The organism is Bradyrhizobium guangdongense (genome assembly GCF_004114975.1).
In the GTDB taxonomy this organism is placed as follows: Bacteria; Pseudomonadota; Alphaproteobacteria; order Rhizobiales; family Xanthobacteraceae; genus Bradyrhizobium; species Bradyrhizobium guangdongense.
Genome location: NZ_CP030051.1, coordinates 325963 through 342209, shown reverse-complemented (window position 1 = coordinate 342209; position 16247 = coordinate 325963). Strand labels below are relative to the sequence as shown.

At 64.5% G+C, this 16247-nt stretch carries 15 protein-coding genes; 6 read left to right on the top strand and 9 right to left on the bottom strand.

The features are described from left to right. Nucleotides 1-109: 109 nt before the first annotated feature. From argG to X265_RS01590, 6 genes are all read right to left on the bottom strand, one after another. The gene (gene argG, locus X265_RS01615) at nt 110-1447 is read right to left on the bottom strand and encodes an argininosuccinate synthase (protein ID WP_128963329.1); all 1338 of its coding nucleotides are present in this window, start codon (nt 1445-1447) and stop codon (nt 110-112) included. A 90-nt stretch (nt 1448-1537) separates the two neighbouring features. After that, a complete protein-coding gene (locus tag X265_RS01610; RefSeq protein ID WP_128963328.1) occupies nt 1538-2314 on the bottom strand; it encodes a phosphatase PAP2 family protein in 777 nt (258 codons plus the stop codon). A gap of 56 nt (nt 2315-2370) precedes the next feature. After that, nucleotides 2371-2865, bottom strand: a complete 495-nt coding sequence (locus tag X265_RS01605; protein ID WP_128963327.1) for a hypothetical protein — start codon at nt 2863-2865, stop codon at nt 2371-2373. Between the two features lie 126 nt (nt 2866-2991). Then, nucleotides 2992-4194, bottom strand: a complete 1203-nt coding sequence (gene rlmN, locus X265_RS01600; RefSeq protein WP_128963326.1) for a dual-specificity RNA methyltransferase RlmN — start codon at nt 4192-4194, stop codon at nt 2992-2994. A 178-nt stretch (nt 4195-4372) separates the two neighbouring features. Next, the gene (locus X265_RS01595) at nt 4373-5011 is read right to left on the bottom strand and encodes an invasion associated locus B family protein (protein WP_128963325.1); all 639 of its coding nucleotides are present in this window, start codon (nt 5009-5011) and stop codon (nt 4373-4375) included. Nucleotides 5012-5125: 114 nt separating this feature from the next. Further along, nucleotides 5126-5962, bottom strand: a complete 837-nt coding sequence (locus tag X265_RS01590; RefSeq protein ID WP_128963324.1) for an SDR family oxidoreductase — start codon at nt 5960-5962, stop codon at nt 5126-5128. Between the two features lie 224 nt (nt 5963-6186). Between X265_RS01590 and X265_RS01585 the strand changes: the two genes are divergently transcribed. Beyond that, complete coding sequence (locus X265_RS01585; protein WP_128963323.1) at nt 6187-7161, top strand: NADPH:quinone oxidoreductase family protein; 975 nt, start codon at nt 6187-6189, stop codon at nt 7159-7161. A gap of 156 nt (nt 7162-7317) precedes the next feature. On the opposite strand, the gene X265_RS01580 is transcribed toward X265_RS01585, so the two are convergent. Next, nucleotides 7318-7710, bottom strand: a complete 393-nt coding sequence (locus X265_RS01580; protein ID WP_128963321.1) for a YkvA family protein — start codon at nt 7708-7710, stop codon at nt 7318-7320. A gap of 90 nt (nt 7711-7800) precedes the next feature. After that, nucleotides 7801-8103 (bottom strand): 4a-hydroxytetrahydrobiopterin dehydratase, encoded by a 303-nt coding sequence (locus X265_RS01575; RefSeq protein ID WP_128963320.1) that lies wholly within the window; start codon nt 8101-8103, stop codon nt 7801-7803. A gap of 150 nt (nt 8104-8253) precedes the next feature. On the opposite strand from X265_RS01575, the gene X265_RS01570 reads away from it, so the two are divergent. Both X265_RS01570 and X265_RS01565 read left to right on the top strand, forming a co-directional pair. Beyond that, complete coding sequence (locus tag X265_RS01570; protein ID WP_128963319.1) at nt 8254-9699, top strand: TAXI family TRAP transporter solute-binding subunit; 1446 nt, start codon at nt 8254-8256, stop codon at nt 9697-9699. Nucleotides 9700-9805: 106 nt separating this feature from the next. Then, entirely contained in the window at nt 9806-11353 is a 1548-nt protein-coding gene (locus tag X265_RS01565; protein ID WP_128963318.1) for an alkaline phosphatase D family protein, read from the top strand. A gap of 6 nt (nt 11354-11359) precedes the next feature. Here X265_RS01565 and X265_RS01560 read toward each other — a convergent pair whose 3' ends face one another. After that, entirely contained in the window at nt 11360-11743 is a 384-nt protein-coding gene (locus X265_RS01560; RefSeq protein WP_164938372.1) for a response regulator, read from the bottom strand. A 187-nt stretch (nt 11744-11930) separates the two neighbouring features. Here X265_RS01560 and X265_RS01555 point away from each other — a divergent pair, with 187 nt between their 5' ends. The 3 genes from X265_RS01555 to X265_RS01545 all read left to right on the top strand — a co-directional run bounded on the left by X265_RS01555 (nt 11931) and on the right by X265_RS01545 (nt 16244). Then, complete coding sequence (locus X265_RS01555) at nt 11931-12707, top strand: Crp/Fnr family transcriptional regulator (RefSeq protein ID WP_128963316.1); 777 nt, start codon at nt 11931-11933, stop codon at nt 12705-12707. 293 nt (nt 12708-13000) lie between these two features. Beyond that, nucleotides 13001-14827, top strand: coding sequence for a translational GTPase TypA (gene typA, locus X265_RS01550; RefSeq protein ID WP_128963315.1), 1827 nt, complete (start codon nt 13001-13003; stop codon nt 14825-14827). Nucleotides 14828-14999: 172 nt separating this feature from the next. Then, the gene (locus tag X265_RS01545; protein WP_128963313.1) at nt 15000-16244 is read left to right on the top strand and encodes a flavin monoamine oxidase family protein; all 1245 of its coding nucleotides are present in this window, start codon (nt 15000-15002) and stop codon (nt 16242-16244) included. The last annotated feature ends 3 nt before the right edge of the window (nt 16245-16247 follow it).

The window sequence follows — 16247 nt, the reverse complement described above, 5'->3', positions numbered from 1 at the left end:
GTGCGGCGACGTGGCGTGAAGTCGTAGGGTTGGCAAAGGCGCATAGCGCCGTGCCCACCACCTCTCTCGATCACGGAAAATGCGCGGGCACGCTTCGCTTTGCCTAACGTCAGCCCTTGTCGCTTTCCAGCCGGAAGATCTGCGAGCCTTCGCTGCCCGAGAGCAAACCGGTCTTCGAATAGAGACCGAGCTTGGTGCGGGTGTCGGCGATGTCCAGATTGCGCATGGTGAGCTGGCCGATGCGGTCGGCCGGCGTGAAGGCGGCGTCCTCGACCTTCTCCATGCTGAGCCTTTCCGGCGCATAGGTGAGGTTCGGACTTTCCGTGTTCAAAATAGAATAGTCGTTGCCGCGGCGCAGCTCGAGCGTGACTTCGCCGGTGACGGCTCGGGCGACCCAGCGCTGCGCGGTCTCGCGCAGCATCAACGCCTGCGAGTCGAACCAGCGCCCCTGATAGAGCAGACGCCCGAGGCGCATGCCGCTGATGCGATACTGCTCGATGGTGTCTTCGTTGTGAATGCCGGTGACGAGGCGCTCGTAAGCAATATGCAGGAGCGCCATGCCCGGCGCCTCGTAGATGCCGCGGCTCTTGGCCTCGATGATGCGATTCTCGATCTGGTCGCTCATGCCGAGGCCATGGCGGCCGCCGATGGCGTTGGCTTCGAGGAACAGCGCGACGGGATCGGAGAAGGTCTTGCCGTTCAGCGCGACCGGCTGACCTTCCTCGAAACGCACCACCACCTTCTCGGCCTTCACGACGCAGTCGTCGCGCCAGAACGGCACGCCCATGATCGGGTTGACGATCTTGATGCCGCTGTCGAGGCTCTCGAGATCCTTGGCCTCGTGCGTGGCGCCGAGCAGATTGCTGTCGGTCGAATACGCCTTCTCGGCGCTCATCTTGTAGGCAAAGCCCTGCGCGGTCATGAACGCCGACATCTCGGCGCGGCCGCCGAGCTCGTCGATGAACTGCTGGTCGAGCCAGGGCTTGTAGATGCGCAAGGACGGATTGGTCAAAAGGCCGTAGCGATAGAAGCGCTCGATGTCGTTGCCCTTGAAGGTCGAGCCGTCGCCCCAGATGTTGACGCCGTCCTCCTTCATAGCGGCCACCAGCATCGTGCCGGTCACCGCCCGCCCGAGCGGCGTCGTGTTGAAATAGGTGATGCCGCCGGTCGAGATGTGGAAGGCGCCTGATTGAATCGCGGCGATGCCCTCGTGGACGAGCTGTGTCCGGCAATCGACCAGCACGGCCTTCTCGGCACCGAATGCCTCCGCCTTGCGCGGGATCTCGTTGTAATCGGCCTCATCGGGCTGACCGAGGTTGGCGGTATAGGCGTAGCAGCGCGCGCCCTTCTGCTTCATCCAGAGCAGCGCTGCTGAGGTGTCGAGGCCGCCCGAAAAAGCGATGCCGACTTTCTCACCCTTGGGCAGGCTTTTCAGGATCGTGGTCATGGGGCTTCCAATCGGGTCTCAGGGCTGATGAGGGGCGTGTTTGACCGCGCGAATATCAAATTTCGCAGGGCTCGGCACGCATTTAATGGCTCAAACCGAGGGCTCGGGACCCGCCTTGCGGCTGAACAGGCGCTGGCGGAGCCGGTAGGCGGGCATGTTCAGACGGGTCAGAGCCGCATCGACCGCCTCGTCCGAAAACCGGGTCCGCGGCCAGCGGTAGATCAGCGCGAAACCGAACCAGATCACGACGAAGGTGACGAGGCCGGCGGTCGCGACGTCAGTGAAGAAGTGTCCGCCGAAGGCCATGCGGAGTCCTGATGTCACGGCCCCGAACACGACTGCGCCGGCATAGGCGAGCGGCCGCCACGCCGGCGGCGCCAGCGCGGCCGGCGCCAGCGTCCAGAACGCGGTTGCACCTTCGCCCGAGAAGAACGAGCAATTGCGCGCGCAGCCGCCGCGGGGATCCCACCACGGCACGAATTGCTGGTCGCCGGCAAACTCGGTCACCACCACCGGCCGCGGGCGGCCCCAATAGGTCTTGAAGGCGAGGTTGGAGAGAATGACGGCCGACAGGATGATGGTGACCAGCAGGAACACGATCGTGCGGCCCGACACCATCAGGGGACGGTCGGGCCTGATCATTTTCACCACCAGTGCGACCAGCGACGGCAGCACGCAAGCCCAGGAGACCCACATCGCAGCGTCCCGCGCGATCTCGGCCCAGCCGTTCTGCTTGAGCGGAAACGTCTTGGTCGCAGGATCGAAGAACAGCGCGGCAAGCTTGAGATCGAGCTCGGGATAGAGGCCGAAAACGACGCCGATCACGAGCCACAGCGAAAGGGCGATGAAGAGTCCAGTCCGGTTCATGGCGCGCGGTTTAGCGGAGTGGAACGGAGATGGAAACCCTGGAATGACCGCACGATTTACCGCGCATCCGGCCGCGAACTCGACGGCAGCGGCGGGGGCGGCTGGCGCGGGGCCGGCGGGATGCGCCATGCCCCGGCGTTGCGGCCGGCGATCAGCCAGTAGACGATTCCGGCGACGATGCCCGCGCCGGTCATGATCTCCAGATGCCGGCGCACGATGCCTTCGAATCGCAATGTTTCGGAGTCGAACGGAACGAGCCCGAGATAGCAGGCGAGCCCGACGAGGCCGCCGCCGACAGCGTAGGCCAGCGCGCTGCGGATATAGAGCGCTTCGGTGATCGCGACGATCACCGCCGCCGGCACCAGCGCGAAACCAGAAACGAAAATGAAGCCGAAGCCGAGCAGGATGTCGATCGTGCCCTGATCGACGGGACCGGCGCCGAGATCGGAAAACTCCGGAAACAGCAGCGCGCCGACCACGATCATGCCGCCGACGAAACAGGCGGCGAGAAAGCCGATAAAGATGATGATGAGGCGGCCGATCAGGGACATGACGGGACTCTCTCGGTCATTGCGAGCGTAGCGAAGCAATCCAGAGATGCCTCCGCGGAGGCAGGCTGGATTGCTTCGTCGCTACGCTCCTCGCAATGACGAGGATGCGACGGCGCGCACATCAGGCTAATCCGTCATCGCCATGGCGCGCAGCGCCTGGCGTTCCCTGGCCGACAGCTTTTCCGTCTCCGACTTGAGCTGGCCGCAGGCAGCGAGGATGTCGCGGCCGCGCGGCGTGCGCACCGGCGAGGAATAGCCGGCGTTGAAGATGTATTCGGAGAACTTTTCGATCTGGTCCCAATCCGAACATTCATAGGCGGTGCCGGGCCAGGGATTGAACGGGATCAGGTTGATCTTGGCGTGAATGCCCTTGAGCAGCTTCACCAGCAGCTTTGCATCGTCGAGCGAATCGTTGACGCCCTTGAGCATCACATATTCGAAGGTGATGCGGCGCGCGTTCGAGGCGCCGGGATAGTCGCGGCAGGCCTGCAGCAGATCCTTGATCGGATATTTGCGGTTGAGCGGCACCAGCTCGTTGCGCAGCTCGTCGCGCACCGCATGCAGCGAGATCGCCAGCATGACGCCGATCTCCTCGCCGGCGCGCACGATGTTCGGCACCACGCCCGAGGTCGACAGCGTGATGCGGCGGCGGGAGATGCCGATGCCTTCGTTGTCACCGACGATCAGAAGCGCATCGCGCACCGCGTCGAAATTGTAGAGCGGCTCGCCCATGCCCATCATCACGATATTGGTGACGCGGCGCGTGCCGTCCTCGCGGTCGGCCCAGTCGTTCAGGCGATCGCGCGCGACCATGATCTGGCCAACGATCTCGCCGGCGGTGAGGTTGCGCACCAGGCGCTGCGTGCCGGTGTGGCAGAAGGCGCAGTTCAGCGTGCAACCGACCTGCGAAGAAACGCAAAGCGTGCCGCGATCGGTCTCGGGAATGTAGACGCACTCGACTTCGTGCGCCTTCTCGACGGAGTCGCCGCTCGGCAGCCGCAGCAGCCATTTGCGGGTGCCGTCATTGGATATCTGCTCGGCCACGACTTCGGGCCGGTCGACGGTGAAGCGCTGCGCGAGTTCGGCGCGAATGCCCTTCGAGATCGAGGTCATGTCGTCGAAGCTCTGGGCGCCGCGGAAATAGAGCCAGTGCCAGAGCTGCTGCACGCGCATCTTGCGCTGCGCCGGAGCGACGCCGATCTCGCCGAGGCGATCGGCAAGCTCAGTGCGCGACAATCCGATCAGCGAGGGTTTTGCCAGCGGCACATAGGTTTCGAGCGGAGTCTTCTCCACCAGGATTGCGTCGCGCGGCTCGGTCGTCGGTTGCATTGGCTACCTGAGTAGTTTGCTGTCTCGTCATGCCCGGGCCTGTCGGGGCATCCACGTTCTTTTCCGCCTGTCGCAGCGCGTGGATGGCCGGGTCAAGCCCGGTCATAACGACGAAAATTCTGGAACCGCCCCTATATAGCAACCGGAACGGCCGATTGCGACCTTCTCGCCCGCAGCCTTAATGCCTGCAATCCTGCGCGATCTTGTCGAGCGCCTGGGCAAGGCCCTTCAGCGAGAAAGTATCCGTCGTCTCCGTGCCCTTGGCCGAGACGCCTTTGACGACCAGATCGGCGGATTTGCGCATGGCCTCCACCATCCGCTCCTCCTCGGCCGCGTTCTTGATCCAGAGGCCGTCGCCCTGCGTGTACATCGCAAAGGAGGCGCCGCCGACCTCGATGGTGGATTCGGAGCCCGGCTTCAGCGCGTAGCCGATCATGACCGAGACTTCGTTGTTCACCTTCTCGGCCGGCCGGGTCGAGACGAAGGCATAGGCGGGATCGCGCGGCCGGTTCGGCGGATTGGTCTTGGACGAGGACGGCTTGGCCAGGGCAAAGCAGACCTTCTTGCCATTGGGTGTCGCCGAATAGGCCCCCCAGGTGCCGAACTGGCCGATCAAGGTCGGCTCCGCACCACCCGCGACGGCCGCTGAAGGGGCCGATTTGCCCTCGGACTTGGCTGCCGTCTTCGCAGCCGTCTTGGCGGCAGCGGGCTTTGCCGCAGTCTTCGGCGCCGGTTGCGCCGTCTGCGCGCGCGCGGAATCACCTGTTCCCCACGCCGTCACGCCAGTCATCAAAGCCAAAAAGAGCACCCGCCACATGCCGGAGTGGTTCCCTCAATATTGTGACTGGAAGATGGCCCGGTCGCGCTTTGTCCCCGGTCAGGGATAGCCGGGAAAGCTCAATTTGGGAAGGCAGTTAGCGGGGCGAGACGGTCAGCTTTTGGACCGCGCGGCGCGTTGTTCGGCCCATTGCGCGTCCGACCATTGCAACAGGTCCTCGGCGCCGGAACTGCGCAGATGCGCGCCGCCGTCGATCACCACCATCTCGCCGTTGATGTAAGCGGCGCGATCGGAAATCAAGAAGCTGGCGAGGTCGGCCAGCTCGCTATGGTCGCCGGTGCGGCCCAGCGGATTGCGCATCAGGCTGTCGTCACGGCCCTGGAGCCGCAACTGTCCGGACGCACCCGGCGTCGGGAACGGCCCCGGCGCGATCGCCACGGTCCGGATGCCCTTCGGCCCCCATTCCACCGCCAGGCTCTTGGTCATCGCCAACACCGCCGATTTCGCCATTGCCGAGGGAACGGTGAAGGCGCGGCCGGTGATGGTCGAGGTCGACAGGATCGAGAGCACAACGCCCTTGTGCCGACCGTCGATCCAGCGTTTGCCCGCGGCGAGCGTGCAGTACATCGCCCCATGCAGCGTCGGCGCCAGGATGGCATCGGCCGCGCGGAAGGACAGATGCTCGCTCTGCGCGATGAAGGTCGCGGCGGCATTGTTGACGAGGATGTCGAGCGGCGCCTCGCGCCAGATCGCATCCATCATCGCGTCGACGGCGGCGCCGTCGCGAATATCGCAGGCTGATATCGTGACCTTGCCGCCGGTCTGCGCGCGCATCTCGGTTGCGGTTTCCTCAAGACGATCGCGCTTGCGGCCGCAGATCACGAGCTCGGCGCCGAGCGTGAGGAAGCGTCGGCCCATTGCCGCGCCGAGGCCCGAGCCGCCGCCGGTGACGAGGATGCGCTTGTTCTTGAGCAGGCCCGTTTCAAACATCGTTTGAATCCTCGCTGTTTCCACACACTCCGTCATTGCGAGCACCAGCGAAGCAATCCCAGACTATTTTCCGCAGGACGGACTCTGGATTGCTTCGCTTGCGCTCGCAACGACGAGGATAGGACGTCGTGCTGTCCGCGACAAAGAATCCGGATTGTCGGGCCGCACCAAATCCGGCAAAACCGGCCCAACTATAATTCCCTCGAAACGCTTCAGGTGCCGCCATGAAAGCCATTCTCTGCTCGCAATATTGCCAGCCCGACGATCTCGTGCTCGCCGATGTGCCGGATCCGGTGGCGGGTCCCGGCGAAGCCGTGATTGCGATCAAGGCGGCGGCCCTGAATTTTTTCGACATCCTGATGATTCAGGGCAAGTACCAGATCAAGCCGCCCTTCCCGTTCTCGCCGGCCGCGGAGGTTGCGGGCGTGATCGAGAGCATCGGCCCCGGTGTCACTGATCTCAAGGTCGGCGACCGCGTGGTCGCGTCGTGCGGCCACAACGGCGCGCGTGAAAAGATCGCCCTGCCGGCGGCATCCATCGTGAAGATCCCCGAGAATCTCGATTACGACCGCGCGGCCGGCATCATCATCATCTACGGCACCGCGCTGCATGCGCTGGAGGATCGCGCCAGCCCCAAGCCGGGCGAGACGCTCGCGGTGCTGGGTGCGGCCGGCGGCACCGGCCTTGCCGCCTGCGAGCTCGGCAAGCTGATGGGCCTGAAAGTGATCGCCTGCGCTTCGTCGGACGAGAAGCTTGCCTTTGCCAAAGCGCACGGCGCCGAGCTGACGCTGAACTACGCCAAGGAAGATCTAAAGGAAGGTTTGCGCAAACTCACCGACGGCAAGGGCGTCGACATCATCTTCGATCCCGTGGGCGGCGCTTACGCCGAACAGGCGCTGCGCTCGATCGCCTGGGAAGGGCGCTTCCTGGTGATCGGCTTTGCCGCCGGCGATATTCCGAAGATGCCGCTGAACCTCGCGCTGCTGAAGGGCTGCGATATCCGCGGCGTGTTCTGGGGCGCATGGACCCGGGTCAATCCCGCCAAGAACCGCGCCAATCTCGAGAAGCTCGTGAAGTGGACGGCGGAAGGAAAGATTTCATCGCATGTCGACCGCACCTTCCCGCTGGCGCAGACCGCCGACGCGCTGAAAGTGCTGGCGGGACGCCAAGCCATGGGCAAGGTGATCTTGCATCCGTGAGGATGCGCCAAAAACTCCGCTGTCGTCGCCCGGCTTGACCGGGCGACCCAGTTTTCCAGAGACGTCAGCGATGGAGCCGAGAAGGCGCGGCGTACTGGATGCCCCGGTCAAGCCGGGGCATGACGGCGGTGTGAGTGGCTGAGGTCGCGCGCGCTATTACGCCGCCTCCGCCTTCTCCTCCGCCTCATCCACCCCGCGCTTGAGCGCGGCACGGGCCGCGTCGCGGTGCTCTGTCGTGATGTGGCTCGCGACCATGCGGATGGCGGTGGCAAGCACGGCGGCGTCATCGGTGAAGCCGAGCACCGGCATCACGTCGGGAATGAAGTCGAACGGCAGGATGAAATAGGCGATCGCACCGAGCAGCGAGGCCTGGACGTGGCGCGGCGTCTGCCGGTCGAACGCGCAATAATAGGCGGCGAGCAGGTCTTCTGCGAACGGCAGCTGCGCGGCGACGCGCTTCAGCTTGCGCCAGAAGCGACGTCGAACACTCTCCCGATCTTCCGCGAGCCGATCGGCCGGCTCGAAGCCGACGCTGTGTTCGGCAGCCATCTTTGCAAACTCCCCGCATGATCCGGCGCGGCCGAAGGCCGCATCCGGTGACGATCACAAGATGGGGATGCGCATGCTGCCCGCAAGACGTCAGCCCTGCGTCAGCTTGGCAATCGCGTTCATCTTGGTAGCGAGTTCGATGTCGAGATTGGTGACGCCACCGGCGTCGTGAGTCGACAGCACCACCTCGACCGTCTTGTAGACGTTGCGCCATTCGGGGTGGTGATCCATTTTCTCGGCGACCAGCGCGGCCCGGGTCATGAAGCCGAACGCCTCGTTGAAGTCCCTGAAGACGAAGGTTTTCCCGATGGCCTCGCGGCCCTGAACCTCGGTCCAGCCCGGGATACCACCCAGCGCCTCTTTGCGTGCGTCCGCCGACAGCCGCTCTGCCATGATGGCCTCCGTTTCAGGGAAACTTTACCCTAACACCGTGCTTACGGCCCGGGTCCAAAGGGATTTCGCCCGGTCCGCTAACCATGACGGAGATGTAACCCCGCCGGACAAGAAATTTGCTATAATTACAGGCGTAAATCGCCGGCCAAGATGAAACTGAGCCTGAAGCGCCTGTTTGGGAGATCGATGACCGGGGGATTGGACCTGGCCGAAGCGCCCCCTCCGCCTTCGCCGCGATCGGCGGCGCGGAAGACGGCGCTCGTGTCTCTGGCGCTGGTGCTCGCCATCATCGGCGCGCTGGCGGGCGGCTACTATTTCGCGATGCGGCCCGTGGTGCTGAAGATCGCGGTCGGTCCAGCCAATAGCGACGACGTCAAGGTGGTGCAGGCGCTGACGCAGGCCTTCGCGCAGAGCAAGGGATACGTCCGGCTGCGCCCGATCCAGACCGACAGCGCCATCGCCAGCGCGAGTGAGCTCGCCGAGGGCAAGGCCGATCTCGCCATCATCCGCGGCGATCTCGATGTGCCGAAGAATGCGCAAGCCGTCGCAACGCTGCGCAAGAACGTCGTGGTGCTGTGGTCGGTATCCGGAAAGGGCAAGAAGAAGGGCGCGAAGATCACCAAGATCGCGCAGCTCGCCGGCCATCGCGTCGGCGTGGTCGGCCGCACGCCGGCCAACGTCAGTTTGCTCAAGGTGATCCTCCAGCAATATGGCGTCGATCCCGCCAAGGTGGAAGTCGTGCAGTTTCCGGCGAGCGAGGCCGCCGAGGCGATCAGGGCACAGAAGGCCGACGTCTATCTCGCGGCCGGTCCCGTCAACAGCAAGATCACGTCCGATGCGATTGCCGCCTCCGCCAGGGATGGCAGTACGCCGACCTTCCTTGCGATCGATTCGGCGGATGCGATCGCACAAAACCATCCGGTCTATGAATCCTCGGAGATTCCTGCCGGCACCTATGGCGGCTCGCCCGATCGCCCCGACGACGAGGTCAAGACGATCAGCTTCTCGCACCACATCGTGGCGCGCAAAGGCCTGTCGGAGACCACGGTCGCGGCCTTCACCCGGCAGCTCTTCGCCGTGCGCCAGCAATTGCTGACCGAGTTCCCGCAGGCCGCGAAGATCGAGACGCCCGATACCGACAAGGATGCGGTGATCCCGGTGCATCCGGGCGCGGCCGCGTTCGTCGACGGCGAAGAGAAGACCTTCCTTGACAAGTACAGCGATTACATCTGGTGGAGCCTGATGGCGCTTTCGGCCATGGGCTCGATCGGCGCCTGGTTCGCCGGCTACCTCAAGAAGGACGAGCGCAACACCAACAACCATCAGCGCGAGCGCCTGCTCGACATGCTGGTCGCTGCCCGCAAGAGCGAGACCGCCGACGAGCTCGACCAGATGCAGGCCGAAGCCGACGAGATCTTGCGCGACACGCTGCGCTGCTACGATCACGGCGCCATCGAAGAAGGCGCGCTGACCGCCTTCAACATCGTCCTCGATCAATTCCATGCCGCGATTGCCGACCGCAAAGTCGTGCTGTCCAGCCTGCCGCCGAACCTGCAGCGCGCCGGCGCCCAATTCCGTGCCGCCGGCAACGCCTAAAGGTCCGCACGCGTAATCGCCGCGTCACACTGTCTCGATATAGCCTCTAACCTCATTCCAGCGACCGCCGCCTCGGCGGGGCCTGCGCGATATCGAGAGCATCGCCATGAAGATCAGATTTTCCCGCCGCAAATTCCTCACCACCGGCGCCGGTGCGCTCGGCGCGATCGCGATGCCGCATCTGTCGCGCGCGGCGGACCGGCCCATGGTCACCCATGGCGTGCAATCCGGCGACGTCACGGTGGACGGCGGCGTGATCTGGGCGCGGACCGACCGGCCCGCACAGATGCTGGTCGAGGTGGCGACGACGGATTCGTTCAAGAACGCCCGCGCGCTGCCGCCGATCGCCGCGCTGCCCGAGAGCGACTTCACCGCCAAGATGCTGGTGGAAAATCTGCCCGCGGGCCAGGACATCTTCTACCGCGTCCGCTTCCGCGATCTCTCGCACACCGCGATCGAAGCCAAGCCGGTGGTGGGCCGCTTCCGCACCGCGCCGGCCGATCGCCGCGATGTCAGCTTCGTCTGGGGCGGCGACGTCGCCGGCCAGGGCTGGGGCATCAATCCCGATGACGGCGGCATGGTCACGTTCGAAACCATGCGCAAGCACCGGCCGGATTTCCTGCTGCATTCCGGCGACACGATCTACGCCGACGGCGTGATCCCCTCCGAAGTCAAGCTGACCGACGGCAAGGTCTGGAAGAACGTCACCATCCCCGAGAAGGCCAAGGTCGCCGAGACGCTGGACGAGTACCGCGCCGCGCACAAATACAATTTCACCGACGACAATGTCCGCGCCTTCAATGCCGAAGTGCCGATCTTCGTGCAGTGGGACGATCACGAGGTGACCAACAATTGGTCGCTGTCGAAGGATCTTCCTGCTGCCTACAAGGTGCGCGACATCTCGCTGCTGGCGGCGCGCGCGTCTCGCACCTTCCACGAGATGTATCCGATGCGCGAGAGCATCAACGAGCCGGGCCGGGTCTATCGCCAGATCTCCTACGGGCCGCATCTGGACGTCTTCGTGCTCGACGAGCGCAGCTATCGCGGCCCGAACGGCGCCAACCTGGAGACGGAGTACGGCCCGGCCAGCTACTTCCTCGGCCCAGAGCAGATGGCCTGGTTGAAGCGCGGCCTGCTCAATTCGCGCGCGACCTGGAAGGTGATCGCCTCCGACATGCCTCTCAGCCTGATCGTCTATGACGATGCGACCAACAAGAAGGGCTCGGAAGCATTCGCGCAGGGCGACGGCCCGGCGCGCGGCCGCGAGCTCGAGATCGCCGACATCCTGCGCTTCATCAAGATGGCGCCGATCAGGAATACGGTGTGGCTGACGGCGGACGTGCACTACGCTGCCGCGCATTATTACGATCCCAACAAAGCGCAATTCCAGGATTTCGAACCGTTCTGGGAATTCGTCTCGGGTCCGCTGCATGCCGGCACGTTCGGCCCGAACGAGCTCGACAATACGTTCGGTCCCGACGTGCGCTTCATCAAGGCGCCCGGCCTCGACAAGCAGAACCTGCCGCCCTCCGCGGGCATGCAGTTCTTCGGTCACGTCAAGATCGACGGCGCCTCCGGCCAGATGACCGTGACGTTGCGCGACCGTGCCGACGTCGCGCTGTGGTCGACCACGCTGGATCCGAAGTTCGCCTGAAGCTGCTCAACCGCCGCGGATCTGCAACGCCGCCTCCAGCGCATCGCTGGAGCACGGCTTCTGCAGACGCGGACGGCCGGCAAATTGGGCGGGAATGCCGGTCTCCGCGCCATAGCCGGTGACGAAGACGAAAGGAATGTCCAGCGCGGCGAGCCGCTCGGCGATTGCAAAGCTCTTCTCGCGGATCAGCTCCACATCGAGCAGCGCGAAGTCCGGCGCACGTGCCGCGATCGCGTCCAGCGCCTGGGCCACCGAGCCCACCGTGCGCACGCTCCGCACGCCGAATCCGAGCAGGCGGTCCTCGAAATCAATCGCAATGATCGGATCGTCCTCGACGATCAATACGTCGGCAGGGATATCGGCCGAGCCGTCCGGGGAGGCAGGTATCATGGTCCTGGCTATTGAGGGTTGCATCGTTGTCACCGGTCAGGACAGCCTCGTGCCGACACCTGCGCCCAGCGCATCGGAGGGTTCCCGGAACGAAACTCACCACAGAACAGTTTTGTCGTCTGTCCACATGTGCACACAGCCCTTGGACGGAACTCGCTAATGTGGAGTGCAGGACAGGGAGTTCACGATGGATGCGCGGATCAGCAAGGCCAACGAGGTCGACACCCGGCCCGCCAACAATCTGCTGCGGCGTTTGAGCGCGGTCGATTACGCGCTGCTCGCACCGCACGTCACCGTGGAGGATATCGGCGCGAGCCATCTGCTCTACAATCCCGGCGACGATGTCCAGGTCGTGCACTTTCCCTGCGGTCCGTCGCTTGCGACGTTTCTCGTCCCGAATGAAGACGGCCGCGACGTCGAGACCATCCTGGTCGGCCGCGAAGGCGCGGTGGGCGGCATCGTCAGCGAAGGATTCCTTCCGGCTTATACCCGCATCTGCGTGAAATTCGGCGGCCCGTTCGCGCGCATCCACGTCGGCAAGCTGGAGGCGGCAAAGGCCCGCTCGCCGTCGCTGCGCAACATCTTCGCCCGCTACGCCGATTGCATGCTGGCGCAGATCTTCCAGTCGACCGCCTGCAACGCGATTCATTCGATCGAGCAACGCACGGCGAAATGGATCGTCGCGGCGATGGAGCGGACCGGCGACGAGAGCAGCGTGCCGCTGACGCACGAGCAGCTCGCGACACTGCTCGGCGTCGGCCGCTCTTATGCCAGCCGCGTGCTGCAATCGTTCAAGGCCGAAGGCGTGCTCGACACAAGGCGCGGCGCGATCCTGGTCCGCAATCATGACGGCTTGCGCCTGCGCGCCTGCCTCTGCAATGACGCCGTGAAGCTGCATTTCGAGGAGGTGCTGCGCGGGGTCTATCCGTCCGAGGAGCCCGAGAGCCGCGCCGCGCCGGGCTGACCGGGACAGCCGGCTGCGCGAATATCAGGCCGATTTGGCCGTGATCGCCTAAGCTCCGGGGATTCCCGGACAAAATTCAATCAACCAACTCCGAAAGAACGCATTGTTTTTTGGCGTTTTTTCCCTATATTGCGCCGCAAACGCATTGGGCTACCCGGTCGATATGGCCGGGTTTCCTTTTTGGGCGTAGCAGGCCCCGTTTTCCACGTTTCAGCGTTGTTCCCGCGAACAGGTCCCGGCTTGACCGGCGAGATCGCGCTTAACCCATTGTCCGACCGCAAAGAAGCTCGCTCATGAATCTTCGTAACGTCGCCATCATCGCCCACGTCGACCACGGCAAGACGACCCTGGTCGACAAGCTCCTCCAGCAATCCGGCACGTTCCGCGAGAACCAGAAGGTGACCGATCGCGCCATGGACTCCAACGATCTGGAGCGCGAGCGCGGCATCACCATCCTGGCCAAGGCGGCCTCGGTGCAGTGGAAGGACACCCGCATCAACATCGTCGACACTCCCGGCCACGCCGATTTCGGCGGTGAGGTGGAGCGCATCCTGAACATGGTGGACGGCGCGCTGGTGCTGGTGGACGCCGCCGAAGGCCCGCTGCCGCAGACCAAGTTCGTGGTTTCCAAGGCGCTCAAGGTCGGCCTCAAGCCGATCGTCGTCATCAACAAGGTCGACCGCCCCGACGCGCGCCCGACCGAAGTCATCAACGAGGTGTTCGATCTGTTCGCTGCGCTCGACGCCAGCGAGGAGCAGCTCGACTTCCCGATCCTCTACGGGTCGGCCAAGCAAGGCTGGATGGCCGATAGCCCCGAGGGTCCGAAGGACAAGGGCATGGAGCCGCTGTTCGACCTGATCCTGCGCCACGTCGCGCCGCCGAAAGTCGAGGAAGGTCCGTTCCGCATGATCGGCACCATCCTGGAGGCCAATCCCTATCTCGGCCGCATCATCACCGGCCGCATCTCGTCCGGCGTGCTCAAGCCGAACCAGCAGGTCAAGGTGCTGCACGCCGACGGCAAGCTGGTCGAGTCCGGACGTATCACCAAGATCCTGGCATTCCGCGGTCTCGAGCGCACGCCGCTCGATGAAGCCGAAGCCGGCGACATCGTCGCGATTGCGGGCCTCACCAAGGGCACCGTCGCCGACACCTTCTGCGATCCCACCGTCGAGGTGCCGCTGCCGGCGCAGCCGATCGATCCGCCGACCGTGTCGATGTCCTTCATCGTCAACAACTCCCCGCTCGCCGGCACCGAAGGCGACAAGGTGACGAGCCGCATGATCCGCGACCGTCTCTTGCGCGAAGCGGAAGGCAATGTCGCGCTGCGCGTGGTCGAGTCCGCCGACAAGGACGCCATGGAAGTCTCCGGCCGCGGCGAATTGCAGCTCGCGATTTTGATCGAGACCATGCGCCGCGAGGGCTTCGAGCTCTCGGTGTCGCGCCCGCGTGTCGTGTACCAGAAGGACGAAGCCACCGGCGCCACCCTGGAGCCGATCGAGGAAGTCGTGATCGACGTCGACGAGGAGCACTCCGGCGTCGTCGTGCAGAAGATGAGCGAGCGCAAGTCCGAGCTGATCGAGATGAAGCCCTCGGGCGGCAATCGCCAGCGCCTGGTGTTCTACGCGCCGACCCGCGGCCTGATCGGCTATCAGGGCGAACTGCTCACCGACACCCGCGGCACCGCGATCATGAACCGCCTGTTCCACGGCTATGCGCCGTACAAGGGCGAGATCCAGGGCCGCCGCAACGGCGTCTTGATCTCCAACGACCAGGGCGAAGCGGTGGCCTATGCCATGTTCAAGCTGGAAGATCGCGGCCCGATGATGATCGAGCCCGGCTGGAAGGTCTACAAGGGCATGATCGTCGGCGAGCACACCCGCGACAACGATCTCGAGATCAACGTGCTCAAGGGCAAGCAGCTCACCAACATCCGCACGACCTCGAAAGACGAAGCCGTGCGCCTGACCCCGCCGATCCGCATGACGCTGGAAAAGGCGCTCGCCTACATCGAGGACGACGAGCTCGTCGAGGTGACGCCGAAGTCGATCCGCCTGCGCAAGAAGCACCTCGACCCGAACGAGCGCAAGCGCGCGGAAAAGGCCAAGGAAGCGGTGGCGTAAGGCTGCTGAACTCACTCGCTGTCATTCCCCGCGAAAGCGGGAAATCCAGTACGCCGCAGCTTCTCCGCACCTCACGACTGTCTCTGGAATACTGGATCACCCGCTTCCGCGGGTGATGACACCAGTGTTGTGGTGCCTTCAGCACGCCCAGCGAACGTGCTAGAGCCCACTCATGTCCCTCCCCTCCTCCGTCGACGTGGCCATCATCGGCGCCGGTGCGGCCGGCCTCGGCGCAGCGCATGCGCTTGAAGGCTCCGGTCTCTCCGTAATCGTGCTTGAAGCCCGCGACCGGCTCGGCGGGCGCGCCTGGACCGTGCAGGCTTCACCTGAAGTGACCTTCGACGTCGGCTGCGGCTGGCTGCACTCGGCCGACAAGAACTCCTTCGTCCCGATCGCAAAGCAGCTCGGCTTCGAGCTCAACAAGGACCTGCCGCCCTGGCGCGAGCGCGCCTATGGCAATGCGTTTCCGCAAAACGAACGCGACGATTTCATCCGCGCGATGGACGCGTTCTATGAGCGGCTGTGGCAGGCCGCGCAAAAGGGCAAGGACCAGCCCGCAAGCTTGAGCCTGGAGCCGGGCAATCGCTGGAACCCGATGATCGACGCGATCTCGACCTACATCAACGGCTGCGAACTCGCGGAGATGTCGACGCTCGACTGGGATGCCTATGAGGACAGCGAGCTCAACTGGCGCGTCCGCCGCGGCTATGGCGCGCTGATCGCGGCCTATGGTGCGCCCTGCCCGGTCGCACTGAATTGCGACGTCACGCTGATCGATCATTCCGGCAAGCGTGTCCGCGTCGAGACATCACGGGGCACGCTGACCGCGGAGAAGGTGATCGTCACCGTGCCGACCAATCTGATCGCCCTTGAGGCGATCCGCTTCTCACCGCCGCTTCCAACCAAGGTCGATGCCGCAGCCGGCCTGCCGCTCGGCGTCGACGACAAGGTGATGCTCGCGCTCGAAGGCGCCGAGGCCTTCCCGAAGGAAGCAAACCTGCGCGGCGCCACCATGCGCACCGAGATGGGCACCTATCATATCAGGCCGTTCGGCCAGCCCTGCATCGAAGGCTTTTTCGGCGGCAGCTTTGCCCGCCAGCTGGAAGAGGCCGGCGCAGGAGCCATCGCGGCGCACAGCATCGACGAGATCGCCAGCTTCCTCGGCAACGATATCCGCCGCAAGCTGAAGCCGCTTTACGAATCGCGCTGGGCGCGCGATCCATTCGCGCGAGGCTCCTACTCGCACGCGCTGCCGGGGCATGCGGGAGATCGCGCCGTCCTGGCCGCGCCCGTGGGTGGGCGACTGTTCTTCGCGGGAGAAGCAACGTCGCCGACGTTCTTCACGACGGCGCATGGGGCGCGGGACTCGGGCGAACGAGCAGCAAAGGAAGTGCTTGCGGCTTTAGGCAAGCCGTAGCCA

Excerpts from the sequence above, each read along its gene's own strand:
- argG (WP_128963329.1), bottom strand. The coding sequence starts at position 1,447 with ATGACCACGATCCTGAAAAGCCTGCCCAAGGGTGAGAAAGTCGGCATC.
- X265_RS01610 (WP_128963328.1), bottom strand. The coding sequence starts at position 2,314 with ATGAACCGGACTGGACTCTTCATCGCCCTTTCGCTGTGGCTCGTGATC.
- X265_RS01605 (WP_128963327.1), bottom strand. The coding sequence starts at position 2,865 with ATGTCCCTGATCGGCCGCCTCATCATCATCTTTATCGGCTTTCTCGCC.
- rlmN (WP_128963326.1), bottom strand. The coding sequence starts at position 4,194 with ATGCAACCGACGACCGAGCCGCGCGACGCAATCCTGGTGGAGAAGACT.
- X265_RS01595 (WP_128963325.1), bottom strand. The coding sequence starts at position 5,011 with ATGTGGCGGGTGCTCTTTTTGGCTTTGATGACTGGCGTGACGGCGTGG.
- X265_RS01590 (WP_128963324.1), bottom strand. The coding sequence starts at position 5,962 with ATGTTTGAAACGGGCCTGCTCAAGAACAAGCGCATCCTCGTCACCGGC.
- X265_RS01585 (WP_128963323.1), top strand. The coding sequence starts at position 6,187 with ATGAAAGCCATTCTCTGCTCGCAATATTGCCAGCCCGACGATCTCGTG.
- X265_RS01580 (WP_128963321.1), bottom strand. The coding sequence starts at position 7,710 with ATGGCTGCCGAACACAGCGTCGGCTTCGAGCCGGCCGATCGGCTCGCG.
- X265_RS01575 (WP_128963320.1), bottom strand. The coding sequence starts at position 8,103 with ATGGCAGAGCGGCTGTCGGCGGACGCACGCAAAGAGGCGCTGGGTGGT.
- X265_RS01570 (WP_128963319.1), top strand. The coding sequence starts at position 8,254 with ATGAAACTGAGCCTGAAGCGCCTGTTTGGGAGATCGATGACCGGGGGA.
- X265_RS01565 (WP_128963318.1), top strand. The coding sequence starts at position 9,806 with ATGAAGATCAGATTTTCCCGCCGCAAATTCCTCACCACCGGCGCCGGT.
- X265_RS01560 (WP_164938372.1), bottom strand. The coding sequence starts at position 11,743 with ATGATACCTGCCTCCCCGGACGGCTCGGCCGATATCCCTGCCGACGTA.
- X265_RS01555 (WP_128963316.1), top strand. The coding sequence starts at position 11,931 with ATGGATGCGCGGATCAGCAAGGCCAACGAGGTCGACACCCGGCCCGCC.
- typA (WP_128963315.1), top strand. The coding sequence starts at position 13,001 with ATGAATCTTCGTAACGTCGCCATCATCGCCCACGTCGACCACGGCAAG.
- X265_RS01545 (WP_128963313.1), top strand. The coding sequence starts at position 15,000 with ATGTCCCTCCCCTCCTCCGTCGACGTGGCCATCATCGGCGCCGGTGCG.